Source organism: Chitinophaga sp. H8, from assembly GCF_040567655.1.
Taxonomy (GTDB): domain Bacteria; phylum Bacteroidota; class Bacteroidia; order Chitinophagales; family Chitinophagaceae; genus Chitinophaga; species Chitinophaga defluvii.
Genome location: NZ_JBEXAC010000001.1, coordinates 2,385,250 through 2,411,570, shown reverse-complemented (window position 1 = coordinate 2,411,570; position 26,321 = coordinate 2,385,250). Strand labels below are relative to the sequence as shown.

Below are 26,321 nucleotides of genomic sequence, written 5' to 3'. Positions count from 1 at the left end.
TAAATGAGGGATCGGCTGTCAGCACCCGGTTATTCTGGTCTGAGGGCGAGGTCCATTTCAGTAAGCTTGCTAAGACCGGCATGGTCAGCCGCCGCTTCCGGACATAAAACTGCCCCCAGGGAGGTCATCATTTTCCTGGCTACGGCATCTAAATCGCCTGTGGTGATCAATAAAGAGGGGATATGTTCCTTTAGTTGCCGCAGGAGCTTGTTCCGGTGGTTAGCAGACAAGTTGGCCAGCGCTTTCATCCTTTCTGCCGCAGTATTATACAATTCTTCGTAATAGAAAAGCATGTTCATAAAAGTGTTTTTGGTAAAACAAATGTATGGCTATGCCTATAAATAAAGCTATACAGAAATGTTATAACCTATAAGTATTACTTATAGATAGCCAGTGCCATTTTAATGAAGCGTTTATTTAAGTCGCTCATTTCTCCTTTTCGCTGGATAAAGTAGAAGCTCCGCTCAATACGCAGTCCTTCAAAAGGGAGGAGGGTGAGTTCACCTGATTTTAATTCCTTGGCCACCGACCTGGTAGAAAGGAAACCTACACAATCTGATTCTACCAGGAAATTCTTCAGTGCTTCCGTGCCACCCAGCCGCGCTTTGATATTCAGATTGTCCAGACCTATCTTACTCTTCTGCAGCCCTTTTTTTATTGCTTCCAATGTACCGCTGCCTCTTTCCCGGATGGCTACCGGCATTTGCAGAATAGCCTTTAGCGGATATGCTTTTTTTCTGGCAAGTGGGTTATTAGGGCTGCATACTGCCACTATCTGGTCTTTTAGAAAAGGTTCATAGGTAACGTTGGTCAGTTTTCCTTTTTCTTCTGTTACGCCTATATTAATTTCTTTATTCAGTAAGGCTTCTAATACGATCTCACTGTTCCGGTTGAGCAGGGAAATATTAACAAGCGGGTATTCCCGGTTAAAAGCCGACATCACCTTTGGCAGGATATAAAGTGCCGCTGTAGTGCTGGCACCCAGGTTCAATGTGCCGGTAGCCTGCAAGGAGCTTTGCAGTACGGAGATATCAAATTCCGTTTCCTGCTGGATTTGCTTAACGGTAAGCAGCCTTTTATACAGCAATTGCCCTGCTTCTGTAAGCTCAATTTGCAGGCCTTTCCGCTCAAATAATTTGGTTTTGTATTGCTCTTCCAGTGCCCTGATATGTATACTTACACCGGGCTGAGAGATGAATAATGCTTCGCTGGCCCTGGAAAAACTCTTCTGGCTGGCTACTTCCATGAAGATTAGATGACGGTTGGATAGCATAACCACACATTTACCGGCAAAGTAAGGAAAAAAGGGGCGGACACCGGTTGTTTTTCAGGATAATGAGCAGTTGGGAGAAGATAAAGTATGCTTTTATTTCCCTATTTTTAGCGCTTAATCAAAAAATCAAATGGTGAAGACGAAAATTACAGTAAACAGCAACGGTTCTCTTAAGGTAGACGGTAGTTTTGAAATAGTAGATAAAGATGGCAATGTGTATGACCTGGCTGGCAGGGAGATTGTCTCTATTTGCCGTTGTGGGCTTTCAAAAAATAAGCCTTTTTGTGATGGATCACATAGAGGACACTTTGAGCACGATGCGGTAGCATTTAGCTTGCCTCCCAAAAAATAAATAATAATGTGCGTGGTTGACACCAGCTCATTAATAAAAGCAGAATGCCCGTAGTATATACTATGGGCATTCTGCTTTTAAAGTATTATGCAGCTGTTTCGTCTTTCAGCAGATCAAGTAGTTGCCGGATTTGTTTGGCATATTTACTATAGTATCTGCTTATCCATATTTCAGTAGTGATAATGATGGCTACGATAGCTGCCAGTAGCGCGCCTCCTACCAGGAAGATATCTTTTTCGGCAAGTCCTTTTTCCTGTATGCTGTTTAAAAGTGCTCCATCTTTGGCATTCAGGATGAGTATCAATCCAATCAGGATAGCAAAGGGGGAGATGGCATAGGTATAAGATTTATACATTTCCACATGTATCCGGATATCATAATAGGTTTCATAAAGGTTATCACGGGAACTTAGCGCATTGGTTGAAAGGCGTTTGTAAAAGAGATACATTTTGATCATGTAATAGGCACAGATAGCCACATAGAGTGTATACAGTGCATAGAATGGCAGTATAAATACCGGATTGAAATTCAGTAGTTGTGGTACAAATCCGGTGATAATCAATGCCAGGCAATGGAGAAAGAATTCCTGTTTCATTTGTTTGCGTAGCTGATCAATAGGGGTTTGCGCTGTTTTTAACCGGGTTAGATGAACCGGTGTATCTACATTGGCAGTTTTGTCGGAATCCCAGGCAGACTTCAGGTCATCAAAATTCATATCCTTGTGATTTAATGAGTTCTTTAATTTTATTTTTAGCACGATTGAGTTTTACCCTGACATTTCCTTCTGATATTCCCAGGTTGATACCTGTTTCGCGGTGAGAAAAATCTTCCAGGTGATAAAATATGATCGCTTTTTCGATGTTATCCAGTTGTTGTAAAGCTTTGTAGAAATGAGCCAGCTGGTTTTCTTTTTCGCTGGCGCCGTCGTCTTCCTGTGTCAGATGTTCGGGCAGTTGATCGCTGGCAGATATTTTCCTTTTATCCTTCTTCAGGAAAACCATAGCGGTATTTAAAGCTACCCGGTACATCCAGGTGGAGAATTTACTCCCTCCCTGAAAAGTATTCAGGGACTTCCAAAGCTGATATACAATCTCCTGGAACAGGTCTTGCTGATCTTCTTTGTGGGCCATGTACATATTTGCGATCTTATGTATCATGGCTTTGTTGGTGTCAATAAGTGCAAGGAATTCCTTTTCAGTGATTTTCACGCAACAGGGAGCTTTATTTTAGAATAGGTTTTACCGTATATCCTTTGGCGATCAGGAGAGCAATCAGTCCGTCTTTGCCGGCCAGATGTGCAGCGCCAACAGCAAAGAAGTTGCTATGCGCTGCCATCATTTGAGGCATACGTTCCACCCAGTTCTGATTTCGCTCATGTAACATCCATTTTTTCGCATTTGCATCCATGTATTTTTCATGGGTTGTTTCCTGATACAAGGTTTGGACCTGCTCCATTTTGTAGGCGCTGACCATTTTGTTGAATGTCATCATATAATCGTCCATCAGCTTTAGTTGGGAAACTGTATAATCATCCGGAGAGCCTTTACTGAAATAGTGTCCTTGTTCTGCTACTGTTTCCAACGCACCGGTAAGCTTGTTTTGTGTTTTGGCCAGAGCAAGTAGCTCCATTTCATACATTTTTACATCGGTACAGGGCAGTGATTTGGTCATCAGCAAACTGTTTATTCCCAACAAAGTAAAGTTATCCAATTGTTTCAGTGAAATAGCGGTCTTTTTTTGTAAAACGGAATCCAGAAAGGCAAAATCAGCAGGAGGCAGGGTGGTGCTCAGCGGCTGTTTTCCTATAGCCAGCGCTTGCATGTGGCGTAGTTCAGCTGTATCTCCGAGATTAATTTCCATAATATACCGATCGCTTTTTGCCAGGCTTCGTTTTACCTTATCCTGCAGGATGAAATCCTGTGCGCAGATCATATGTATAGTGCCAAAGAGGTAGGAAGGCTGTTGCAGGCCATTGCCACTGATTTCCCATAACATGGAGTTGATTAATGGTTTTTCCTGGGCTTTTAACTTAATAGTTACAAAAAGCGCAGCAAATACAGCGATGAGTGCAATGATATTTTTAATGATATTTTTCATGTTTGTCTATACTTATGGATTGAATACAAATGATGTTTATTGCTGCTTTTGGGCCCTTTGCAACAGTTACTATATCCATAAGTATATCGATGAGTTCATTCGTTACAGCAAAAAGAAAATATTTTTTATTTGGGAAAAAGGAAAGGAGTTTATACCTTTGCGCTCCCTGACACAAATATCGATGCCCAGATGGCGAAATTGGTAGACGCACTGTGTTCAGGTCGCAGCGCCGGCAACGGTGTGCTGGTTCGAATCCAGTTCTGGGCACTAGATACCCCTGTAAGGCTTTGGTTTACAGGGGTTTTTCTTTTATTAAACTGCAGCTTTTGCCAGTATTTTCCACTTATTTCCGCTCCCTTTGACTCACAGATGATACATAGTTGGGTACACAAAAAATGAACATTTATGGCTATTACAGTAACGCTATGGCTTACACGGAATGGTCAACCAATTTATTACATATTGGAATGGGCAAAGGCAGCGGAAAACGAAGATTCCATTGAAGAACTGTTCCTGGCTCCGATTAAGCATCTTATATTAACTATTATATTGCCAACAAAAGTGTATTGGTACCGATTTACGATGATCCTAATGATGCAGTTGCAATGATGTTGACCATACCGGTTTCACACAGGTGTGCAGCAATGCGCTTATTAACAATGTAATATTAACCTGGGGTGAAGTGGTTTGGTATGGAAATATCCTATTGATTGCTTTTATTTGTAGTGTCATGCTGGTCGGGGGCTGGTGCTAAAAGGCTCACCTAAGTGCCAGAATAAAGTAAAAAAGATCCAATACCACTGAATTGTTACGAGGATTGAGCTATACCGAATTACATAATGACAAAGAACTGTTTCGCCTGATTGCAACCGGAGATGAGCATGCTTACAAATTACTGCTTGAAAGGCACAGGAATAACCTGTTCGGTCATGCTATGGCTTTTCTCAAAGATACATTCATAGCGCAGGATGTTGTGCAGGAGATATTCCTGACTATATGGAAAACGCGCCATACATTACCAGCGGTGGAAAAGCCTGCGGACTACCTGTTTATTCTTGCACGTAACAAAATTGTATCCGAATTCCGGAAGAAAGTAACTGCTCCAATGCCTGATGGTTGGGAGCAGTTGCCGGTTACGGCTGACTTGTTGCCGGATCATCAGTTGGAAAATAAGCAATTGATATCACTTCTCCAGTCAGCATTGGATCAAATGCCCCCGCAGCGCCGGTTAGTTTTTGAACTAAGCCGGAAAGAGGGTTTAAAATATGAAGAGATCGGGAAGCAGCTCAATATTTCCCCTAATACAGTGAAAGTACATATAGTGCAGGCGTTATCATTTATCCGCAGCTTCATCCGGCACCAGACCATTATTCTGATGATCTGGGTTCTTTTCTGATTTTTTTTTGAACTGACTAATCCGGTTTTGATTTTCATGCGTCTTTAATTAGAGACCGGTGTATAAATACGATTGAACATGCAGGCAGACAAATTTAGAGAACTAATAGAGAAATACCTGGATGAGCGTATCCAGGAAGAGGAGAAGCAGTTGCTGGCCAGCATGTTGCAGGACCAGGCCTACATAAAGATGTTTGATGAAATGGTGCTTGAACTGCTGACTAACCGTACCTATGAACTTGAAACAAGTCAGGCCATCAAAGCGTCTATTGATCAATATTTGCATGAGCAGGTTAATGCCACCCGTGAAGCGGGGCATTCTTTCTCCCGCACTGCTCCGCAGGTCCGTTTATGGCATACAGCCTGGTTCAGGGTAGCTGCGGTAATAATAGTAGTGTTAGGTATCGCCATAGGTTTTCTGATGTCTGACAAATCTACCAGAAAGGAAGCCCCTGTGCTTGTTAACGGGGGCAAGCTGGGAGGAATGGATGTTGCCCCGGGGCATGAGGGAGCTATCCTTACGATAGCAAATGGGGAAAAGATCGTGCTGGATAGTTTGGATAATGGCGTGGTAGCTACACAGAGCGGAACACTGATGCTGCTGAATAACGGGGCACTTTCCTATGACCATACAAATGCCAGTGCTGTTAATTACCACACGCTCACTACCCCCAGAGGGCGCCAGTTCCAGTTACGGCTTCCGGATGGGTCTAAAGTATGGCTGAATGCAGCTTCATCCATTATCTATCCAACGGTATTTACCGGAAAGGAACGATTGGTTCAAATAACAGGGGAAGCATATTTCGAAATAGAGAAAGATGCCGCGATGCCTTTTCGGGTAAAAGTGGATGACCAGGTTGGTATAGCAGTGCTGGGTACCCGTTTTAATGTGAAGGCATATCCCGACGACAAGACGGTTCAAACAACATTGCTGGAAGGTGCTGTGCGGGTAGATGCGGATGATCATCATCTTACGATGAAGCCCGGAGAACAGGCGCTGTTGCAACCCGACAGGCATATTGTGCTGGAAGGAAATGTGGATGTAGAAAAGGCCGTGGCATGGAAGGAAGGGATTTTCTATTTTGAAGAAGTACCGTTTACAGAAATAATGCACCAGCTGGAACGCTGGTATGATATAGAAGTAAAATATGCTGGTCCTGTGCCATCTCTGCATTTTAAAGGCAAGCTTCCACAGGATCTTACTTTATCACAAGTTACAGAAGCGCTCAAGGAGGTGGGCGTCAATTTCAGTATTGAAGGAAGAACATTAACAGTAATGCCATAAAACGTTAACAGGATGCATGGTTTGCGTTGTTTACGCTGTATACCATTTCATTTAAGATCAATAGCATGGCAACTGCCGGGAATGGCAAACAACCAAAATAAGAATATAGTATGAGTTTAATGTAAACAATTGCTTATCCAAAATGAAGGCCGGAAATGCAGCGAACATTCCCGGCCGGTGTTTGGATAATGCATAAGTCAATCAGGGTAAGACCGCTTATTTTATCACCAAAAACACTGCAAAGCTATGAAATTTATTCAATGGTTGAAAGCCATTGCTATACCCGGGCCTTTCAGGCCAGGCTTCTTTCTCCCTAAATCTGGCCATCGGATCATTTTCAGGACAAGCCAACATTTTATAAAAACACTGCTGATCATGAAATTAACTGCCTTACTGATCCTGCTCAGTTTTTTTCAACTGCGTGCCCGTAGTGTAGCACAGACTGTTACGTTCTCCGGCAAGGATGTTCCATTACAAAAAGTATTCTCGGCAGTGGAAATGCAAACCGGGTATTTCTTTTTCTATAATGAGACTTTGCTGAAAGGAAGTCATCCTGTAACACTAGAGGTTGCAAATATCCCACTGGAGTCATTTCTTTCATTACTGTTCAATGACCTGCCGCTGAAGTATTCAATCAAAAAGAAAGCTATCATTATCAGTGGCAAACTGGTGGCACCTGTTGACCAGGTCAGTACACCGCCAGGCATTACTGTTTCGGGGGTAGTGTATGATGAAAAAACGGGAATGCCGGTATCTGGTGCCAATGTTGTGGTAAATACATCGGGCAAGGCAACGAAGACAGATGAAAAGGGAATGTTTGTACTGAACGGTATTGGTGAGAACGCCCAGATTACGATTTCCTGTATCGGGTATGAAAAGACAACGCTTATTACAGGTAAAAAAGATGCTTTTCATACTGTGCTCATGAGGATTGCCATTAGCGAGCTGGACCAGGCAGTGGTACAGGGCTATGGGCTAACGAGCAAGCGGCTTGCTACAGGAAACATTGTAAAAATATCGGGAGAAGAGATCCGCAAACAGCCAGTAATGAATCCATTGATGGCCTTGCAGGGAAGGGTACCAGGGATGATTGTAACACCTACCAGTGGGAATGCCAGCTCACCTGTGAAAGTGGAAATCAGAGGAAGAAATGCCTTGAACCCTGAGTTTTTTTCCGAGCCTCTGTATGTGATAGATGGTGTTCCGCAAACAGTACTTAATGTAAAAGGAGCACCCAACTATAACCAGGGAGTATCTTCAGGATTCATCCAGGGAGGGATCTCTGCTACGAAGGGCCAAAGCCCTTTATTCAGCCTTAATCCTGACGATATAGAAAGTATAGAGGTCTTAATGGATGGAGATGCCACTGCGATCTACGGTTCCCGTGCTGCAAATGGTGTGATCCTGATCACCACAAAAAGGGCCAGACCGGGAAAAACAAGTTTTAATCTGAGGATAGAACAGGGTATTGTAATGGCACCCAGGTACCCAAAGATGCTCACTACACAAGAATACCTGGCTATGCGGCGTGAGGCTTTTACGAACGATGGTATTATACCTACGGCTGCAAATGCACCCGATCTCACCGTTTGGGATACCACCCGTAATACTGACTGGATAAGGGACGTACTTGGCACGGGTAAAAATACCGCTGTTTCCGCCGGCCTTTCGGGAGGGGATAATAAAACCTCCTTTTCCATTAGTTCCAATTATGTAAAGCAGGTGGACCTGTTCAACAGAAGCGGTTCCAATCAACGGGCTACGCTAAACATCGCATTGAGCCACCACAGTCCTAATCAGAAGTTGTCCGTTAATCTGAAGGCAAATTACGGGTTTACCAAAGTGGATGCGATGAATGATAATAAGTCGGCTTTCACACTTCCACCTAATGCCCCACCTATCTACAACGCTAAAGGTGCTTTGAATTATGATGACTGGAATGCTGTAGGTATGGGTAGCCAGTATCCGTTTGTTTACCTTCTGAGCCCAGCTATTGCTAAAACCAATAGCCTGACCAGCGGCCTTAGTATCAACTATGAGTTACTGAAAGGACTAACACTCAGCGCTGATGCAGGGTACACAAATATGCAGAATACGAACGATTTTTTCAGTCCTATTGCAGCCCAGAACCCGGCCCGTTCTCCGCTGGGCTCTGCTACATTTGGCAGAACAAGGAATAACAGCTGGATACTTGAGCCGCAGTTGAGGTATACCCGTTTCATCGGGCTGGGCAGCCTTACTGTACAGGTGGGGGGATCCTTGCAGACTGTTTATACAAGTGGACTGACCATCACTGCAAGTGGTTATACGAATGATGAACTACTCCGGAGCATAAGCAGTGCACCTTCTCAAATGGCCAGCGAAGGATACAGTGAATACAAATATGCTGCGGTATTTGCCCGTATCAATTATAACTGGGACTCCAAATATATTCTCAATATCAATGCGAGAAGAGATGGGTCATCCCGGTTTGCCCCAGGCAGACAGTTTGGAAATTTCGGTTCAATAGGTGCTTCCTGGATCGCTTCTGAGGAGCGCTGGTTGAAAGATAGATTACCCTCCTGGTTTAATTTTATAAAACTAAGGGGAAGTTATGGACTGACCGGAGGGGATAATATCGGGGATTATCAATACCTCTCGCAATGGAGTGCCAAACAGCCGGGTAATTTTGCCCCGATGTTCAAATACAACGGCCTGCAGCCTTATGTTCCCATACACGCAGTTAACCAGCAATACCACTGGGAAGAAGTCCGGAATATAGAAGGGGCATTGAACCTTGGGTTCCTGAAGGAAAGGGCCAATCTTACCCTGGCCTGGTACCGTAAACGTTCGGGGAATCAGCTAACGGAATTACCTACTCCTATATATACAGGCTTTCCTTCCGTAGTAGCTAACTGGGTTGCAACAGTACAAAACAGCGGGCTGGATGTTACATTGAATGCAATGCTTATTAAGAAAAAAGACCTCTCCCTGTCGCTGAGCTTTAATATCAATAACAACAAAAATAAACTTATTGCCTATCCAGGTATTGAATCCTCTCCTTATGCTACCAGATATAAGGTAGGTCAGTCTCTGGATATGAAATACCTTCTCAAGTATGTAGGAGTTGATCCTGCAACAGGGCTATATAGTTTTGAAGATTATAATAAAGATGGAAAGGTGTTTAAGAATATCAGTGTTGTTCCAGGCACATTTGATGATGACCGGTTTATAGCTATAAACCTGGCTCCAAAATATGCCGGTGGTTTTGGCACTGATCTCAGGTATAAAGACTTTGCTTTTTCGTTGTATTTCGACTTCATCAATAAGATGGGAACGCATCCTTATCTTTCTGTAACACCAGGTAAAATGAGCAACCTGGTTTTGCCTGAAGAGGTTGTCAATAATCACTGGCGTAAGCCAGGTGATAAGGCCGATTATGCCCGTTACACCAGCACTTTCCTGAGTAATAATATTTCGGATTCCGACAGGGCATATATGGATGCTTCCTTTATCCGGTTGAACAATATTGCGTTAAGTTATTCATTGCCCGAAAAACTCGTGAAAAAAGCAGCTATGCAATCATGTAGCTTCTCTATCACTGCGCAGAATGTTTTTACCATCACGAGGTATAAAATGGATCCTGAAATACAGAATATGAGTTTTAATCCGATTCCCAGGGTCATTACCGGAACGCTGTCGTTTAACTTTTAAAATCATTTGCTATGCGTATATCCTGTAAACGTAGCTATATTATGGCATGCTGCTTATTGCAAGGCTTGCTATTTCTTTCCTGCAAAAAACTGGTATCCATATCCGGACCTATTGATACGCTCACCACGGAAAAGATGTTCAATTCCGAACAGCAGGCTGAAGGAGCGATGATAGGGGTGTATCATGTGATGATTCATGGTACCGTTTCCAGCAACATTGTTAGTGTAGGGTTCTCTTCTTTCAGTGCAGGGCTTGCTACGATAGCCGGCGGTTTGTCTGCCGGAGAATTCTATAATAGTAACGGTCCCATTAGTCCTTCCTACTATGCTTTAATTACCAACCGGCTCACGAATGACAATAGCGAGGTGCCTGGCAACATATGGAGTTCTGCCTATAATACTGTGTATGGTGCTAATTCTGTAATAGAAGGTATTGCAACATCTACTTCCCCTCAGCTGCGAGACAGTGTCAGGAAAGAACTGACCGGAGAAGCCAAGTTTGTACGGGCATTCTGTTACTTTTATCTGACTAATTTTTTTGGGGATCTGCCCCTGGCACTAACGGTCGATTTTAACCAGACGGCCGGAGTTGCGAAAACTTCGCAGCCAGAAATTTACAAGCAGATCATAAGCGATCTGCTGGATGCGGAAAGTACATTGCCTTCGGACTATTCAGTAGGAAAGGGAAAGAGAGTACGTCCCAACAAATGGGCGGCTACTGCCATGTTGGCTAAAGCTTATCTTTTCCTTGGTGATCATGTAAGTGCTGCTGCAAAGGCCACAGATGTTATTAACCAGGCCGCATTGTACCAATTGGAGCCTGTAAATAATGTGTTCAAAACAACCAGCCGGGAAGTTATCTGGCAGTTGATGCAAACGGAAGATCCCGCTTCTGCGCTGAAAAATGCAACACCGGAAGGGAATGTGTTTTTGCCACATATACTGTATAAGGAAATAGCTCCATTTAATCTTTCTGATGATTTGTTGCGTGTGTTTGAGCCGGGAGATCAACGTTATGTTGACTGGATCGACAGCACCATGAACATTGTGAATGGTGTATCGCAAGGCAAAACCTATTACCCTGCCAAGTACAAGGTTGGTTTCGCAAATTCGGTAGCAGGTGCACCCGCAGAGGAATATTATGTGGTGTCCAGGCTGGCCGAACAATACCTTATCAGGGCAGAAGCAAGGGCGAATGGTGCCAACGGGGGACTTACAGGTGCTATTGATGATCTGAACAAAGTGCGTAAAAGAGCAGGGTTGGAGCTGTTACCTGTTTCAATGGACCTCGCTGCAGTGAAAAAAGCCATAGCCCAGGAGCGGCAGACAGAACTTTTTGCAGAATGGGGCAACCGCTGGCTTGATCTGAAACGAACCGGCACCGCTCATGATGTACTTTCAAATACTTCAATAAAGCAACCGTGGGAGGGAGATTACCAACTGTTATATCCAATCCCCCCGACGGAGATCCAACGTAACTCGAGGTTAACGCAAAACCAAGGGTACTGACCATCTTATTTGTCAATAATCTAATCATAATAAAATATGCAACGCATACTTTCCTGGTCGATTTGGTTGTTAATATTATTTTCCTGTTCGAAAGAAAAGATGCCTCCGGGCACAGCTTCTCTTACCATGATCAATGCAATAGTAGGCAGTCAGCCATTGATCACCAGTTTTAACGGAGGCCAACCGAATGGTTATTACATTACGGCTAAACGTATTTCTTACGGTGTGTTCAATTCTTCTGTCAACCGGTTCAGTTCCTATACAGGCCGGCAGGATCTGGCATTATACCAGTATCCTGATACTACAGGAAAAAGCAGTCCCTTATTACAGCTTGTAATCGATCTGCCTATCGGTGCAATGAGCACGTTGTTTCTGACAGGCACTGTGAGCAAGCCGGATACGTTGCTGACGATGGATCAGTTGCCTTATCACAGTGCGCAGGATAGCGTAATGGGGTTACGTTTTCTTAACCTGTCACCCGGCAGTGGCCAGATAAGTATCAATCTTGCAGACAATGCCCCCGGCTCAGTAGCCAGCAGCCTTTCTTTTAAGGAGATGTCAGCATTTAAAAAGTTTCCGGTGAGAGCAGGTATTGCGGACTATGTCTTTGAATTCAGGGATGAAAGTGGTGCCTTAATTGCACGTTATAAATCGCAAGGGCTGAGTAATCCTGGTTCCATATACGCGGGCAATGCCTGGCTGCAAAAGAATTTTACCCTTGCACTGATAGGGGCTCCGGGCGGTTCTACCATTCTTCTTGTTCCTCACAGCCTTTGATGTGCAGTAAAGAATCATTTTATCAAAAATTATATGAGTAAACTAAAGATAGAGAAGCTCTCTCATAAGTATAGTAACTCCTGGGCAATCCGCGATATTAACCTGGAGATAGATAAGGCCGGTGTAGTAGGTTTGCTTGGCTCTAATGGCGCCGGTAAGTCCACCACTATGAACATTATTTGCGGAGCGCTGAACCAAACGGAAGGACATGTGTATGTGAACGGCCTTGATACACGGAAGCAACCTGAAGAAGCCAAAATGGGAATTGGCTTTCTGCCGCAGGCACCACCAGTATATGCCGACCTGACGGTGGATGAATACCTGACTTACGCAGCAGAGCTTCGCCTGATCCCGGGTAAAAAGATTAAAATAGCTGTGGAAGAAGCCAAAGAACGTTGTCAGATAGCGCATTTCAGTTCCCGGCTAATCCGCAACCTGTCCGGAGGTTATCGCCAGCGGGTTGGTATTGCACAAGCCATTATTCACAAGCCTCAACTGGTGGTAATGGATGAGCCAACCAATGGTTTAGACCCTAATCAACTTATAGAAACGAGGAAACTAATCCGGGAGATAGCAAGGGATTGTACGGTATTATTGTCTTCACATGTGATGTCAGAGATCCATCTGTTGTGCAGGGAGGTGATCATGATTGAGAATGGTCGTATCGTTTTCTCTGATACCATGGATGCTTTCAACAATTACATGAAGCCGAATGCTATACTTATAAAGATGGAAAACCCGCCTTCCGGTGAAGTGCTGTTAAAGATAAAAGGCATTACGAGGGTTGAATTTCTGAACGATAAGCAGATCCGCCTTTACTTCGAAGGCAGCCACGAGATTGCCGAAACGATCATTGCCACCAGTGTCCAAAACGGATGGCGGCTACAGGAGATCAACCTGGAGAAAGGTCTGCTGGATGACATATTCAAACAATTATCCCAATCTCAACAATAAGAAGCACTAATGAAACTCATATATAAAATTGCGCGAACGGAATTGCGTAATCTCTTTTATTCTCCGGTAGCCTGGTTTCTTACGATTGTTTTCCTGATCCAATGCGCTGTGTTTTATACGTATGCGCTGGAACCTTTTGTGAAGTGGCAGGAAATGATGATCAAAAATAACCCGAACTTCAAAAACCTCGGTATACCGCTCACCAAGCTGGTTTTTCTTTCAGGTAATGTGGTTTTTGTCAATGCACTGCAGAACCTGTATCTGTTTCTGCCTCTGCTTACGATGGGGCTGATCAGCCGGGAGATCAACAATGGTACTATCAAGTTGCTGTATTCTTCTCCTGTTAAAACCCATCAGATTGTGTTAGGTAAATACCTTGCACTTATGGCATATAATCTGCTGCTGGTAAGTATTGTCGGTGCTTTTGTAGTAATGGGATTGTTCAACATCCAGGATGTAGAATATGGGATACTGTTATCCAGCCTTTTAGGATTTTTCCTGCTGGTTTGCGCCTATACAGCCATTGGTATGTTCATGTCAAGCCTGACTACTTATCAGATTGTTTCCGCGATCTCTACTTTCATGCTGATCTTCATCCTGAGCTATATTGGCCGTTTATGGCAGAAATATGATTTTGTGAGGGACCTTACCTATTTCCTGTCGATATCAGGAAGAACAGCAAGAATGTTACAGGGGCTTATCACCAGTAAAGATGTGATCTACTTTCTGGTAATTGTTTTCATGTTTATCGGCTTTACCTTTATCAAACTCAAAGGAGCGCGGGAATCCAAACCCTGGTTTGTCAAGACCGGCCGCTATCTGGCTGTTATTGTAATCGGTCTGATGATTGGTTATGTTTTCTCCCGGCCAGGGCTTATTGGCTACTGGGATACTTCGTATGGTAAAATGAATACGTTGCATCCGAATACACAACAGATTATCAGCGAGCTGGGCGATGAGCCAATGGAAGTAACCCTGTACACCAATCTGCTTGGGATCGGTGCACAGCATGGGCTCCCGGAAGCCCGCAATCGCTACCTCTCATTATTATGGGAACGGTATCTGCGTTTTAAGCCCAACATCCGTTTCAGGTATGTTTACTACTATGATGTACCTCCTGAAAGCTATCACTATAAACAATTCCCTGGCAAAAATATTGCAGAGATTGCTGCGCAGATTGCCAGTACTATGGAAGTGGATACTACAGGCTTCCTACCACCGGAAAAGATCCGTAAGATATTCAGCCCGGAGGAAGAAAATTATCGTTTGGTGATAGGGCTTTCCTATAAAGGGAAAACAACTTTTATCCGCACGTTCGACGATCCTACATTCTGGCCGGATGAAATGAACGTGGCGGCAGCTGTCAAGCGATTGTTACAAGATAAAATGCCACGTATCCTATATACCAGCGGGAACCTCGAACGCAGCATTTATAAAAAAGGAGAAAGAGAGTATTTCCTGCACAGCATTGCGCGATCTTTCCGTGGCTCTCTTATCAATGTTGGCTTTGATGTAGACACGATTAATCTTGAAACACAGAAAATCCCTGAAGGCATTACTGCACTGGTGATCGGGGATCCGAAAATACCATTAAGCAATGTTGTGCAAGATAAGATCCGTCAATATCTGGCCGATGGCGGAAATGCGATGTTCTTTGGCGAGCCGGGTAAGCAATATGTGCTCAATCCACTGCTGGCAGGTGTAGGGTTGCAGCTGGCCGATGGCATTTTAGTGGAACCCAGCAAAGATGAGATGCCGGATATGGTAAGGCCGTATGTTACACCGGAAGCCACTGCCCTTGCCGAAGAGGAGGTACTGCTTCGCCTGAGAAAAAGTCAGGATACCTTGTCCTTATTCTCTCCCGGAGCAACGGAAGTTGTAGTAACCAGCGATAGCATTGGTGTTGTTAAGCCTTTACTGCTTACACTCCCTGGCAAAGCATGGTTGAAAGCAGGCACATTGGTACGGGATTCCGTAACGCCTATGTTTTCGCCACAGGAAGGAGATCTGAAGAAAACTTCTTTTCCTGTTGTGGTAGCCTTGGAAAGGCAGATCAATCATAAATCACAACGGATTATTGCGGCAGGTGATGCCGATATGATGAGTTCATTACGAGGCGGCGGTTCGGTCATTGGCCGTTCCTATTTCAGCTGGATGGATAATAACCGGTTTCCGATTTACGCCCCACACCCGGCTCCGCAGGATACCAAACTAAATCTTTCTGTGGCTGGGTTTAAAGTGATACAGGTAATATATATATGGGTGCTGCCGGCCCTGATATTGCTACTTGGTGTGGTTATATTACTTCGCCGGAAACGGAAATAAATGATACTGTTTAATCACTTAATCAGGAAACCATGATCTTGGAAATAGATGATCAGACGATGGATGATTTGCGGATCTTCAGCAAGCGGGAAGCCGCAGGTATTTATGATCTGTATAACAATACGCATACCCGTGGTGGTGAAATGCGGTTGCAGGCAATGTTCCGTGCACCGCTGGCAGAACAGGAGATGATCAACAGGCGTAGTGCCCTTATAAAACACTTTGCGCAGCTTGGGTTGGCTTTCCCTTTTGAGGCCGCCATGTTTGATATGGTGGAAAAATATCTGACAGCAGCCCAGGAATCTTCAGATGGTAGTCGTCAGTACCTTTTGAATGAAAAAGAGGTGCACAATGGAGTAGCCGCATTAATCAACCTGATCCAACAGGTTTGCACATTTATTGCCCGTAGGGAGGTGCAGGACATTATACCTTACAGTGATGAGCGGGAAGCTATTGACCAGCTCCTTTTGGATCCTTCTCTGGCCCCTGTGTTACTGGAAAAGCACCCGGATAAGCTCTCTTATGCTGCGGAAACTGCCTTTGATGTGCTGCTAAGGGTGCGTGAACGAAAAAGAATTGAAAGGCTTTTGGAATATATCTATCAGCTTGATGTGTATCTGTCGGTTGCTAAAGTGGCCAACAAACATCAGTTCGTATTTCCCAGAGCACTTGAAAAAGGTAGTGGGGAGCTAAAGCTCGAAGGGGTATATCATCCGGAATTGAAAGATCCTGTTGCCAATAACCTGCAGATGCAGCTAGGCCATACGGTTGTATTTCTCACGGGCGCTAATATGGCGGGCAAATCCACATTCCTGCGTTCGGTAGGCACAGCAGTATATATTGCGCATATGGGGTTCCCTGTCGCGGCACGGCATATGGAGTTCTCAGTCATGGACGGGATATTTACTACTATCAACCTGCCTGATAATCTGGGTATCGGGGCCAGTCATTTTTATGCTGAAGTGCTGCGTGTTAAACAGGTGGCTGCAGCGCTACAACGGGGGAAAGCCCTCTTTGTGATCTTTGACGAACTGTTCCGGGGTACAAACGTAAAGGATGCGCATGAGGCTACTGTGGCCATTACAAAAGCCTTTTCCGGTAAGGAAAACAGCAAGTTCATTATATCTTCTCACATTGTGGAAGCAGCTGGGGAGCTGGGGCTTCATGCTGCAATTGGTTTTCGTTATCTGCCTACGCGTATGAATGGCCAGACGCCAGAATACACTTATACATTGCAGGAAGGTGTTACCGATGACCGTCATGGCATGATTATCATCCGTAATGAAGGAATACTGGATATACTCCGGAATGGCCGGAAACGGGCCCATTCACCTATTGAAAATAGCCAAAAAACAGGTAATCATGAACTTCAACATTGATCAGCAGTCGTTAGATGAACTGAACCTGTTGGGCAAATTCCGGCAGGGATCTGTTTATCATTTATTCAATCAGGTAAAGACACGCGGGGGAGAAAAATTACTGGACGAAATGTTCCGGCAGCCATTGATACACGAAACTGTCATTAACCAGCGTACTGCTATTTTTCATTTTTTTCAGTGCCTCGGCCTCAAATTTCCTTTCAGCGTGCAGCAGGTAGGTTTGATGCGCGAATACCTGGACACAGGAGCAGGTAAGGGCTTGATAGCTACTTTTGCCGGTACACTAGCCATGAAACTACTCTCATTGACTGTCCGCGATGAGCGTTATAAAACAAATATACAAGGATTGCAGGCAACGATTGAGGTCCTCAAAAGCTGCCATAATTTTATCAGTACAATTGGTGTTACAAGCGACAGCGCTTTTGCAGCACGTATACAGGAAATAAAAGATTTGCTGTATACCCCCCGGCTGGAAAAACTGCGTAACACAGATATCTATAAGGCTTTGTCTGTACAAACGCTTGTGCATTATGATTTGCTGTTGAAGACACATCATCACGAGGACATGGAGAATATGCTGTCATTTATCCATGAAGTGGATGTTTATATAGCAGTGAGCAGTGTAGCTGCAACCAGGGGGTTTGTATATGCCAAAGCACTAACCGGCGCATGTAACATGTTGTCAGTAAAAGAGCTACGTCATCCGGCGATTGAAAACGCTGTAGGCAATTCATTGACGATGAATGAGGCGAGCAACATGTTGTTTCTGACCGGGGCAAACATGGCTGGTAAATCCACGTTGATGAAATCACTGGGGATCAGTTTGTACCTGGCTCATATTGGATTCCCGGTAGCGGCTGCCAGCATGGACTTTTCAGTACGCGAAGGATTATATACCTCCATCAATGTGGCAGATAATATTCACCTTGGCTATAGTCATTTTTACGCGGAAGTGGTGCGTGTAAAGCAGGCAGCTGAAGCAGCCAGCCAGGGCAAGCGTTTGCTGCTGATGTTTGACGAGCTGTTCAAAGGTACCAATGTAAAAGATGCATATGATGGTACGCTGTCAGTTACCGAAGCATTTGCGGAGTACCGGGACTGTCTGTTTGTAGTGTCTACCCATATTATTGAAGTAGGAGAGGCCTTACGGGGGCACGATAATATCCTTTTCAGATATCTCCCCACTGTTATGGAAGGAGGACGGCCACGCTATACTTATAGATTGGAGGAGGGCATTACGGAAGACAGGCAGGGTATGATGATTATCCGCAATGAGGGTATTCTGGAAATGATCCATTCATAATTACAATATTGATCTACGACAAAATAAACCAAACTCATGAAACTGTACAGCAAATTTAATATACAGAAAGGCATTCTCAAGTCTTTCAAAAGATATTTCGGCATGATCGTGGCAATAGTGTTACAGAGCCTTACGGTCAGTTCTCAGCATAAAAACCTGTTGGACGTTACAAAGGAAGACCTCATCGCGGACTACAGACTGGCCATGGATATACTGAAGAAACAACATCCTAATCCTTATAAGTTTATTGATTCCACTGATTTTAACAGGAAGGTTGATTCGTTGCTGACGATGATGAACGCCCAACCGGACGTGCTGAACTGCAGCCAGTACTCACCCTTATATTTAATCAGGGACGTTCATACCAACTTACGTTTTTCTGAAGATAATTCGAGAAATATATTTGGTATGATTCATTTTTTTCCTTTCCCCGTTATCATTGAACGGGAAAAAATATTCATCAACATTAAAGGGGCTGAAATACCTTTCGGATCAGAGGTGCTGAGCATAGACGGTATGACTGTGAAAGATATCATAGCTGCACTGGTAGCATCAGTTTACAGTGATGGTCATATCAATACCGGAACAGACAGGATAGCATCTAATTTTCAGTTGCTTTTCAGTTTACTAGCACCGGACCGTGAAAGTTTCAGGATCACTTATACTACTCCAGGTAGCAGTGCAGTCAAAAAAGTAACGATTCCTTTTTCCAGTCCTACCAAGGCGTTTCATGACAGCAGGCTGGCTATTCTGCCTATGAACCAGCTACAGCGGGCATACCTTGTGTACAGGAATTATTTTGATGATACTAAAACAGGCTTGCTGACCATCAATACATTTTCGCTGAGCGAATCGGCAGCTTATAAAGAATTCAGTGAGTTCTTTAAGGAAGTTAATCAACGTGGGTATGAACATGTTATTATTGACATACGTAGTAATGGAGGTGGAAATCCAGCTATTTCTGCATTGCTGTATTCATTCCTTGCAGATGCCCCTTTCAAAAATGTATATAACTACAGGACCAGGACAATAGACATTGCCTATCCTGAATATGCGATCGCAGATTATGGCAGGAAGCTTTCTGATGAAGATATCCGGAATCATAAAAACTTTCTCTATCAGCGATTTGATAAAGACAGCTCGGGTATCTATATTGGTAATGCCCGCTTAAAAGAAGGGCAGCTGGAAAACTTTCCGCCGGATAAAGATGCATTTAAAGGTAAAGTATATGTATTAACGGGTGGGGGCACTGTATCAGCAGCGACTTACTTTGCTTCACTGGTCCGCAAGAATAAACGTGGCTTGGTGATTGGAAAGGAAACCGGAAGTGGAGAAAAGGCTACTACCGCTGCCTGGTTCCTCAAATATATGTTGCCCAGAACAAAGTCTATACTTACGGTGCCCCTTTCGGAGCTTTATTTTTTCAACGCGTCAGCAGATGATGGCCGTGGCCTGATACCTGATAGGGAAGTGCCGCTTGAGAAATTTGTAACATATGCCCGTGCCGGCCAGGATCCGGAACTGATGTATGCATTGGAACTGATTAATGCTCTCTGAATTGCGTTGGGGTTATGCCTGCCTGGGCTTTAAAGAAATTGGAGAAATATGCATGATCTACAAAGCCGAGTTCAAATGCAATTTCCTTGATAGAGAGATCTGTTGTCTGAAGAAGCCGTTTTGCTTCCAGCAGTACACGTTGTTGTATTAATTTGGTGGCCGACACGTGAAGATTATTCTTACAAAGAATATTTAAATAGTTGGCAGAGATGTGCAGCTTTGATGCATAGAATCCAACCAGTTTTTCCTGCTTGTAAAATTTATCAATAAGCATATTGAATTGCGCAAGCCTCGGATTAGATTGGAATACTTTTAGTTCTGTAAAAATATGCTCGGCTTCCTTACTCACAATTGCTGCGATAACAGCCGCTCTTGCGCTGATAATCTCCTGCACTGAGTTGGGCGAATTCAGTTCATCTCTGATCGCATCAAATTCATATTTCAATAATTTGAAACTGTCGTTGGTCAATGGAATCACCGGATGGTTCATATAGTTTGAAAAGGAGAAGCGGAAGAATGCAGCGAAGCGTTCGAAGAAATGCTGTTGTATCATCAGCTGGTAACCGGTGGTGTCTGGTTGTATGCTCCAGGTATGTACCTGTCCGGGAAAGAGTACATGAATTTGTTTATTCCCGATGGGATAATCATGGAAATCGATGTTATGCACCCCTTTGGCTGATTCAAACAGGTTAATGATAAAAAAATCATGTTTATGTGGCCTGTGAATATGCCGTTCACCATGTAGTTCATTAAAGAGGAATTCCTCCCTGCCGGCGAGTTGACCTTTCCTGAATTCATGGATGCCTAAGACAGGAATGTAGCCTGTATTGTCATAAATCTTCATATCATCAAGTTAAATGGGGAGTTCAACTTCTAAAATATGGAAAGTTAGGACAAAAAGAATGGATTGGCCCTGAAATCACTCAGGACCAATCCATCTTAATTATAAGAGAAGCATGTATTGATCAGAATACAATATTGCCTTTATGCACCAGTGATTTAACAGGAGAAACTCTTGCTACTACTTCTGCCGAGCAGGAGGCGTCCAGGAATACAAGATCTGCTTCATGGCCTGTTTTGGGCCATTGCTGCACACCTTTATCGTTCAAAGGAAGTACATACCTGGTGGCAAAGCCCAGCGTTCTTGATAACGCCCATTCGGAGCTATAGCCATACAGTGCCGCGATAAGTTTAGCCTTTTGGAGCATATGGCCAGGTCCGAAAGTATTCCAATGATCCTGGATATTATCATTTCCTACCAGCACCTCTACACCATGCTTTCTCAGCAGCGGAATAGGCATAATGGTATTGCCGAAAGGTACTGAAGAAACGATGCCCACACCGGCTGCTGCCAGGCGTACAGCAATGCGTTCCGTTTCCAAAGCTGGAAGATGACCCAATGCGAAGGCATGACTTACAAAGGTTTTACCACGAAGCTGTGGGGTTTCATTGGCTTTGTTGATCAGGTAGTCAATTGTTTTTATACCGGTTTCACCAGCTTCGTGCAGGTGAATATCAATTCCCTTATTATTATCGATAGCCAGTTGCGTGATCAGGTCCATTGGCTTTTCAATGCTGCCATCAATGGAATAAGGATCTACACCTCCTATGAAATCGATGTTCATTTTCACCACTTCTTTCAGCAGTGGGGCTGTATTGGTATAAAATATGCCGTGTTGGGGAAAAGCTACCAACTCTGCACCCACTGTTTTTTCCTTGTTTTTTAGTGCTATCTCCAGGTGCTTTAATGAATCAAAGCCAGAAGTAGGATCGATATTGAAATGAGAGCGGATGTAATGAGTACCATTTGACTGCAGAAAATCAATCAGTTTTTCCGTCCTTTCCACAGAGGTTTTCAGCCACTCGGGAATCATCTTCTGCTCATAGGCAATCTGATCCTTCACCGTTTTTCTTTTCGCAGAAACGGCTTGCCATGGCAGTCCATAAAGCATCTTGTCTAAATGAGCATGCATGTCTTTAAATGCAGGGAGCATCAGCCAACCTTTGGCATCAATGGCATGCTTAGCAGGATCGTTGGGGGTGATAGCCTTTATTTTACCATCCACTATCTCAACACAAAAAAGTGCGGTTTTTGTCTTTACCACCTCATCGCCATCATACTCAAAGCCTGTTTCCAGTAACACATTCTTAAATGTGTAATTACCGTTATTTGCTATTTTATCCATTTTTTCTATTTTTTATTCCCCGATTACTATAGCAAAGTAAGCACTAAATCTTTCGGGAACTTTGTGTTATCTATACAGATGCTTGAAAGATTTATAATTACCGGCGGATGATAGATAAATCTTTCAAGGTATATCATGAATCCTTCACAGAATAAGCGGTAGTGAAGATTAATTTTGTAAAAATGATTGGACTATGAAGAAATCAGCAATATCCCGTAAGGAATTCATAAAAATGTCTGGGTGGGGCCTGGCAGGAGTGGCTTTTGCCTCCGGATTACTGACCTCGGCAGAAGCATTTGCCGGCGAGGCAGCAGGTAAAAGTAATGGGGGAGCAAGCTACCTGTTAAAGAATGTGCGGCTTGAAACCGGGTTTGTTTATGAGGAAGGAGAGGTGGTTCATACAAAGACGGAATTGTTCTGCGTAGCAATCAAAGACGGAAAAATCGAGCAAATTGCTGCCAATAAACCGAATGCCGCCAATGCTATTGATGCCAAAGGTTGGCTGATGCTCCCTGCTTTCAGGGATATGCATATCCACCTCGATAAGACATTTTATGGTGGTCCCTGGCAAGCTACCAGGAGAGGCCAGGGGGGCGTGAAAGGAATGATTGCACTGGAACAGCAGATTTTGCCTGAGATGCTGAAAACCTCCACTTCCCGGGCAGAAAAACTGATGGAATTGCTGCAATCTAAAGGTACCCACTTCGCCAGGAGTCATGTCAACATTGAGCCTACTTCAAAGCTGCAATCGCTTAACAATCTTTTCAAAGCGCTGGAAAACAAAAAGCAATCCTTTGGGGCAGAACTGGTTGCATTTCCTCAGCATGGCGTATTCTATACTGATACAGTGCCCTATCTCAGGGACGCAGCAAAGATGGACATTGATTTTATTGGTGGTCTTGATCCCTATAGCATTGATGGGGCTATAGAAAAAACAATAGATTTTACTGTTCAACTGGCGCTGGACAACAATAAAGGAATAGATATTCACCTGCATGAATCCGGAGAGTCGGGGTTAAAAACAGTAGAATACCTGATCAAGAAAGTAAATGAAAACCCTGTCCTTCAGCACAAAACATTCTTAAGTCATTGCTTTGTGCTGGGAAGGATCGATAAAGTAAAACAGGAACAAATTGCTGAGCAATTAGGAGCTGCGGGCATAGGTATTGTTTCTACTATTCCATTCGGCGGGCTTATTATGCCTATACCTACACTCTATAAGTACAAAGTAAATGTGATGACCGGAAATGACAGTATCATCGACCATTGGAGCACATTTGGCTCCGGGAGTGTATTGGAAAAGGCACATACGATGGCACAGCTGTACGGCTACTCCACCGAATTCTTATTGTCAAGAAGCCTGAAGCTCGCTACCGGAAATGTATTGCCGCTCGACGACAAAGGTGTGCAGCAATGGCCTAAAGCCGGTGATGCAGCAAATGTAGTGCTGATAGATGCCAGCTGCTCTGCAGAGGTGGTATCAAGAATTTCTCCGGTGAGATCACTGATCAATAAAGGGCAAATCGTATATTAAAATCCTTTGTCAGATTATGGTTGCAGATAATGGGCAGCCCAGCTGTCCATGTACTTTTCCAGTACTTGCAGCGGCATATCACCATATGCCAGCAGGGCATCATGAAAATCACGCAGATTAAAACGGGTGCCCAGCTGTGCTGCCAGTTTATCCCGTAGTGCTTTTATTCTTATTTCACCTGTTTTGTATGACAAAGCCTGCCCGGGCATAGCCATATACCGTTCCACTTCAGCCGTAGCAATAGCTTTACTTACAGATTCATTGTCCATCATATAGGCAATAGCCTCTTCACGTGTCATTTTACCGGTATGGATAGCTACATCCAGTACCAGCCGGATGGCGCGGTGGATCTCGTTGTTCAGGGCACCCATTTTCTGATAGGGATCGGTATAACAGCCGAGCTTTTCTCCCAGGGATTCCACATACAATGCCCAGCCTTCAAAATAGGCACTGAAGGATGGCTGTCGCCGGAAGGTGGGTATTTCCTTGTTTTCCTGCTGTAAAGCAATCTGAAAGTGATGACCGGGTATGCCTTCATGAATAAATGTTGCTTCTGTTCCGTAAAAGGTAACATTCACTTTCCTGGCATCAGGTACAGGTACGTATAAGATAGCAGCACGTTTTTCCGATATATTTCCCTTAATATAGAATGGTCCTCCGCTGGCAGCTTCGCGGTATGCCTCCACTCTGCGTACTTCCATTGGGGTTTGGGGCTGATGGCCAAATAACTGTGATATATGTGGCTGCACTTTCCGGTAGATTGCCCGGTAAGCATCCAGTACCTCTTCTGGTGATTTAAAAGGCATCAGGTGGGGGCTGGTTTTCAGGTAGGTGAAAAACTCCTGTAAGCTGCCGGCAAAGCCTGTCTCTGTTTTTATTTTCTCCATCTCCATCCGGATCCTCGTCACCTCAGATAATCCTGTCAGGTATATTTTTTCTGGTGTCAGGTCAGGAGTGGTGGTAAAGGAACGTACGTAATAACTATAGATCCGGTCTCCACCAGGTAGGGCAAAAAGTCCTGCCTTATCCTGCGCTGCGGGAAGGTATTGTTCTTTCAGGTAGGTAGCTAGTTTGGCATAGGCAGGCCGTAATTTTCCGGCAATCACAACGTGGTACAGTTTTGTGATCCGTTGCTTGTCGGCCGCCGTAAAGGACGCTGGGAATTTCAACAGTGGCTTATAGAAGATATTTTTAGTGGTATCTATTTCTGCCAGAGAAGCCATCTGAGGGATCATCAATTGTACCAGCGCTTTAGGTAATACTACGCCTGCTTGTATTCCTTTATTAAAGTTAGCGATGCAGGTATCTGTCCATTCCATAAATGCAGTCATCCTTTTAGCCCAATTCTCATAATCCTTCACTGTATTAAACGGTTGATCCCCATCTCCGGATCCAAAAGAAGCCAGTTCCAGTGGGGTAGAAATAAACTGGTTCATGGGCATATATTCGAGGTGGAGCGATATGGCCTCCAGAGCAGACTGCAACGTATAAGTGAGTATATCACAGGAAATCCTGTCTCCCGTATTTAATGTAGTGTTGTCAAATTTTTTCAGCTTCCGGAGGTACTTTTTGTAAAATGTTCCGGTGGCTGCCAGATAGGGCGTACTACCTTCAATCGCCAGACGGTCGTCGTATTGATGAAAGCCTGCTGTGGTAGCTTCTGATGGGAACAGCTGCATCCGCTCTGCATAATAATCATCAAACAGCTTATGCAGCTGTTTATTATTTTGCTGTGCCTGTATAGTTGTTGTATATAAAATGGTGATTAGTATCAGCAGTGATCTGATTTGGTTTGTGTTCATCATGGTACAAAACTAACCAGCAGATTACAGCTGAAATTGTACGGGATTAACCTGCTGTTATTAAAGTCAGATCTTTCTGTATTGGTTGGGAAGCATCCCTGTTATACGCCGGAAGGTTTTAGTGAAGTGGGCCTGATCTGTAAATCCGCATTCATAGGCAATGTCAGTAAGAGAGGTCTGTTCTTGTTTTATTAGGGAGATAGCCCGTTCTACCTTTATCTTCCGGAGATATTCTCCAGCAGAACATCTGAAATAACGGGCGAAGTAGCGGGAGATGGTCACGGGATGCAGGTCGAGTTGAGCAGCGAGGAAGGGCAATGATAGCGGTGTATCCCAGTTGTCATACATAATATCCCTTATTTTCTTTGCCCATTCCGGAAAGCAGTGGAAATCCTGCTGGCTGGGAGCTATGAGGTCAATACACAGCTGATCCATAGCAATAGCGGATACTGTATCATTAAGATAATGCTCTTTCATGATCCGGACCAGGCCACTTGTGTTGAGCTGGTGTTTATCACCAAACATCAGGGAGGGAGGAGGGTATGACAAACCAAAGGTTTTAAAGAAATCGTCCGTCAGTTCCATATTAAAAATCCTGGTACCAGGCAGGTAATCTACATTCTGGTGAGCCACACCCGGATGGTAATAAAGGCCGGTACCCGCATATTGCTTGTCGGTTCCTCCCTTTTTCACTTCTTTGCTGCCGCCTTCCAGTATGTGGGAAAAGTGAGGGTTTACATGAAAATGCCAGGCGGATGCCATATTGGGCACAAAGCTGGTTTCACTGGTGATGACAGCACCAAAAATGCGTTCCTTCACCTTCGTGCCAACGTAGGTACCTGCTGCAAGCTGAACCGGAATAAAACCTGACATATCTACTGATTGAGCCTTTGAAATTACG

General features: G+C 44.1%; 22 protein-coding genes and 1 tRNA gene. 14 read left to right on the top strand and 9 right to left on the bottom strand.

All coding sequences use genetic code 11. The features are described from left to right. Window positions 1-29: 29 nt before the first annotated feature. Both ABR189_RS09075 and ABR189_RS09070 read right to left on the bottom strand, forming a co-directional pair. On the bottom strand, window positions 30-299 hold the full coding sequence (locus ABR189_RS09075; protein ID WP_354660154.1) for a hypothetical protein: 270 nt from the start codon (window positions 297-299) through the stop codon (window positions 30-32). 77 nt (window positions 300-376) lie between these two features. Next, entirely contained in the window at window positions 377-1,273 is an 897-nt protein-coding gene (locus ABR189_RS09070; RefSeq protein ID WP_354660153.1) for a LysR substrate-binding domain-containing protein, read from the bottom strand. A 130-nt stretch (window positions 1,274-1,403) separates the two neighbouring features. Between ABR189_RS09070 and ABR189_RS09065 the strand changes: the two genes are divergently transcribed. Then, a complete protein-coding gene (locus tag ABR189_RS09065) occupies window positions 1,404-1,625 on the top strand; it encodes a CDGSH iron-sulfur domain-containing protein (protein WP_354660152.1) in 222 nt (73 codons plus the stop codon). 85 nt (window positions 1,626-1,710) lie between these two features. Here the strand turns inward: ABR189_RS09065 and ABR189_RS09060 are convergent, their stop codons facing one another. From ABR189_RS09060 to ABR189_RS09050, 3 genes are read right to left on the bottom strand one after another with little or no spacing between them, the layout of a single operon-like run. Beyond that, window positions 1,711-2,340: a hypothetical protein gene (locus ABR189_RS09060; RefSeq protein ID WP_354660151.1), complete on the bottom strand. Its 630-nt coding sequence runs from the start codon at window positions 2,338-2,340 to the stop codon at window positions 1,711-1,713. Continuing rightward, a complete protein-coding gene (locus ABR189_RS09055; protein WP_354660150.1) occupies window positions 2,330-2,833 on the bottom strand; it encodes an RNA polymerase sigma factor in 504 nt (167 codons plus the stop codon). The genes ABR189_RS09060 and ABR189_RS09055 overlap by 11 nt, the downstream gene beginning before the upstream one ends. Before the next feature lie 13 nt (window positions 2,834-2,846). Then, window positions 2,847-3,722: a TraB/GumN family protein gene (locus ABR189_RS09050; protein WP_354660149.1), complete on the bottom strand. Its 876-nt coding sequence runs from the start codon at window positions 3,720-3,722 to the stop codon at window positions 2,847-2,849. 183 nt (window positions 3,723-3,905) lie between these two features. On the opposite strand from ABR189_RS09050, the gene ABR189_RS09045 reads away from it, so the two are divergent. The 12 genes from ABR189_RS09045 (at window position 3,906) to ABR189_RS08990 (ending at window position 19,898) form a co-directional block, all read left to right on the top strand. Further along, window positions 3,906-3,989: transfer RNA gene (locus tag ABR189_RS09045), tRNA-Leu, on the top strand. Between the two features lie 269 nt (window positions 3,990-4,258). Beyond that, window positions 4,259-4,387 (top strand): hypothetical protein, encoded by a 129-nt coding sequence (locus ABR189_RS09040; RefSeq protein ID WP_354661084.1) that lies wholly within the window; start codon window positions 4,259-4,261, stop codon window positions 4,385-4,387. Between the two features lie 140 nt (window positions 4,388-4,527). Further along, a complete protein-coding gene (locus ABR189_RS09035; protein WP_354660148.1) occupies window positions 4,528-5,118 on the top strand; it encodes an RNA polymerase sigma factor in 591 nt (196 codons plus the stop codon). Window positions 5,119-5,196: 78 nt separating this feature from the next. Next, window positions 5,197-6,402, top strand: a complete 1,206-nt coding sequence (locus ABR189_RS09030; protein WP_354660147.1) for a FecR family protein — start codon at window positions 5,197-5,199, stop codon at window positions 6,400-6,402. 246 nt (window positions 6,403-6,648) lie between these two features. Then, a complete protein-coding gene (locus ABR189_RS09025; protein WP_354660146.1) occupies window positions 6,649-10,095 on the top strand; it encodes a SusC/RagA family TonB-linked outer membrane protein in 3,447 nt (1,148 codons plus the stop codon). A gap of 11 nt (window positions 10,096-10,106) precedes the next feature. After that, a complete protein-coding gene (locus tag ABR189_RS09020; protein WP_354660145.1) occupies window positions 10,107-11,603 on the top strand; it encodes a RagB/SusD family nutrient uptake outer membrane protein in 1,497 nt (498 codons plus the stop codon). Window positions 11,604-11,639: 36 nt separating this feature from the next. After that, entirely contained in the window at window positions 11,640-12,380 is a 741-nt protein-coding gene (locus ABR189_RS09015; RefSeq protein ID WP_354660144.1) for a hypothetical protein, read from the top strand. 33 nt (window positions 12,381-12,413) lie between these two features. Beyond that, window positions 12,414-13,334: an ABC transporter ATP-binding protein gene (locus ABR189_RS09010; RefSeq protein WP_354660143.1), complete on the top strand. Its 921-nt coding sequence runs from the start codon at window positions 12,414-12,416 to the stop codon at window positions 13,332-13,334. A 9-nt stretch (window positions 13,335-13,343) separates the two neighbouring features. Further along, the gene (locus tag ABR189_RS09005) at window positions 13,344-15,659 is read left to right on the top strand and encodes an ABC transporter permease subunit (RefSeq protein WP_354660142.1); all 2,316 of its coding nucleotides are present in this window, start codon (window positions 13,344-13,346) and stop codon (window positions 15,657-15,659) included. Between the two features lie 32 nt (window positions 15,660-15,691). After that, window positions 15,692-17,038: a MutS-related protein gene (locus tag ABR189_RS09000; RefSeq protein WP_354660141.1), complete on the top strand. Its 1,347-nt coding sequence runs from the start codon at window positions 15,692-15,694 to the stop codon at window positions 17,036-17,038. Beyond that, window positions 17,022-18,341: a MutS-related protein gene (locus ABR189_RS08995; protein ID WP_354660140.1), complete on the top strand. Its 1,320-nt coding sequence runs from the start codon at window positions 17,022-17,024 to the stop codon at window positions 18,339-18,341. Before ABR189_RS09000 ends, ABR189_RS08995 begins: the two co-directional genes overlap by 17 nt. A gap of 36 nt (window positions 18,342-18,377) precedes the next feature. After that, a complete protein-coding gene (locus ABR189_RS08990; RefSeq protein ID WP_354660139.1) occupies window positions 18,378-19,898 on the top strand; it encodes a S41 family peptidase in 1,521 nt (506 codons plus the stop codon). Here the strand turns inward: ABR189_RS08990 and ABR189_RS08985 are convergent. Next, the gene (locus tag ABR189_RS08985; protein ID WP_354660138.1) at window positions 19,885-20,742 is read right to left on the bottom strand and encodes an AraC family transcriptional regulator; all 858 of its coding nucleotides are present in this window, start codon (window positions 20,740-20,742) and stop codon (window positions 19,885-19,887) included. The two genes, ABR189_RS08990 and ABR189_RS08985, sit on opposite strands and share 14 nt — an antisense overlap. 121 nt (window positions 20,743-20,863) lie before the next feature. Beyond that, window positions 20,864-22,084 carry an amidohydrolase gene (locus ABR189_RS08980; protein WP_354660137.1) on the bottom strand — a complete coding sequence of 407 codons (1,221 nt, stop codon included), beginning with the start codon at window positions 22,082-22,084 and terminating at the stop codon, window positions 20,864-20,866. A 193-nt stretch (window positions 22,085-22,277) separates the two neighbouring features. On the opposite strand from ABR189_RS08980, the gene ABR189_RS08975 reads away from it, so the two are divergent. Next, window positions 22,278-23,618, top strand: coding sequence for an amidohydrolase (locus ABR189_RS08975; protein WP_354660136.1), 1,341 nt, complete (start codon window positions 22,278-22,280; stop codon window positions 23,616-23,618). Window positions 23,619-23,632: 14 nt separating this feature from the next. On the opposite strand, the gene ABR189_RS08970 is transcribed toward ABR189_RS08975, so the two are convergent. Then, on the bottom strand, window positions 23,633-25,423 hold the full coding sequence (locus ABR189_RS08970) for a DUF885 domain-containing protein (protein ID WP_354660135.1): 1,791 nt from the start codon (window positions 25,421-25,423) through the stop codon (window positions 23,633-23,635). Between the two features lie 63 nt (window positions 25,424-25,486). Continuing rightward, window positions 25,487-26,293 carry a helix-turn-helix domain-containing protein gene (locus ABR189_RS08965; RefSeq protein WP_354660134.1) on the bottom strand — a complete coding sequence of 269 codons (807 nt, stop codon included), beginning with the start codon at window positions 26,291-26,293 and terminating at the stop codon, window positions 25,487-25,489. Window positions 26,294-26,321: the final 28 nt, after the last annotated feature.

Bases quoted from the DNA above. Each gene is read 5' to 3' on its own strand.
- ABR189_RS09075 (WP_354660154.1), bottom strand. From the start codon at position 299: ATGAACATGCTTTTCTATTACGAAGAATTGTATAATACTGCGGCAGAA.
- ABR189_RS09070 (WP_354660153.1), bottom strand. From the start codon at position 1,273: ATGCTATCCAACCGTCATCTAATCTTCATGGAAGTAGCCAGCCAGAAG.
- ABR189_RS09065 (WP_354660152.1), top strand. From the start codon at position 1,404: ATGGTGAAGACGAAAATTACAGTAAACAGCAACGGTTCTCTTAAGGTA.
- ABR189_RS09060 (WP_354660151.1), bottom strand. From the start codon at position 2,340: ATGAATTTTGATGACCTGAAGTCTGCCTGGGATTCCGACAAAACTGCC.
- ABR189_RS09050 (WP_354660149.1), bottom strand. From the start codon at position 3,722: ATGAAAAATATCATTAAAAATATCATTGCACTCATCGCTGTATTTGCT.
- ABR189_RS09030 (WP_354660147.1), top strand. From the start codon at position 5,197: ATGCAGGCAGACAAATTTAGAGAACTAATAGAGAAATACCTGGATGAG.
- ABR189_RS09025 (WP_354660146.1), top strand. From the start codon at position 6,649: ATGAAATTTATTCAATGGTTGAAAGCCATTGCTATACCCGGGCCTTTC.
- ABR189_RS09020 (WP_354660145.1), top strand. From the start codon at position 10,107: ATGCGTATATCCTGTAAACGTAGCTATATTATGGCATGCTGCTTATTG.
- ABR189_RS09015 (WP_354660144.1), top strand. From the start codon at position 11,640: ATGCAACGCATACTTTCCTGGTCGATTTGGTTGTTAATATTATTTTCC.
- ABR189_RS09010 (WP_354660143.1), top strand. From the start codon at position 12,414: ATGAGTAAACTAAAGATAGAGAAGCTCTCTCATAAGTATAGTAACTCC.
- ABR189_RS09005 (WP_354660142.1), top strand. From the start codon at position 13,344: ATGAAACTCATATATAAAATTGCGCGAACGGAATTGCGTAATCTCTTT.
- ABR189_RS09000 (WP_354660141.1), top strand. From the start codon at position 15,692: ATGATCTTGGAAATAGATGATCAGACGATGGATGATTTGCGGATCTTC.
- ABR189_RS08995 (WP_354660140.1), top strand. From the start codon at position 17,022: ATGAACTTCAACATTGATCAGCAGTCGTTAGATGAACTGAACCTGTTG.
- ABR189_RS08990 (WP_354660139.1), top strand. From the start codon at position 18,378: ATGAAACTGTACAGCAAATTTAATATACAGAAAGGCATTCTCAAGTCT.
- ABR189_RS08985 (WP_354660138.1), bottom strand. From the start codon at position 20,742: ATGAAGATTTATGACAATACAGGCTACATTCCTGTCTTAGGCATCCAT.
- ABR189_RS08980 (WP_354660137.1), bottom strand. From the start codon at position 22,084: ATGGATAAAATAGCAAATAACGGTAATTACACATTTAAGAATGTGTTA.
- ABR189_RS08975 (WP_354660136.1), top strand. From the start codon at position 22,278: ATGAAGAAATCAGCAATATCCCGTAAGGAATTCATAAAAATGTCTGGG.
- ABR189_RS08970 (WP_354660135.1), bottom strand. From the start codon at position 25,423: ATGATGAACACAAACCAAATCAGATCACTGCTGATACTAATCACCATT.
- ABR189_RS08965 (WP_354660134.1), bottom strand. From the start codon at position 26,293: ATGTCAGGTTTTATTCCGGTTCAGCTTGCAGCAGGTACCTACGTTGGC.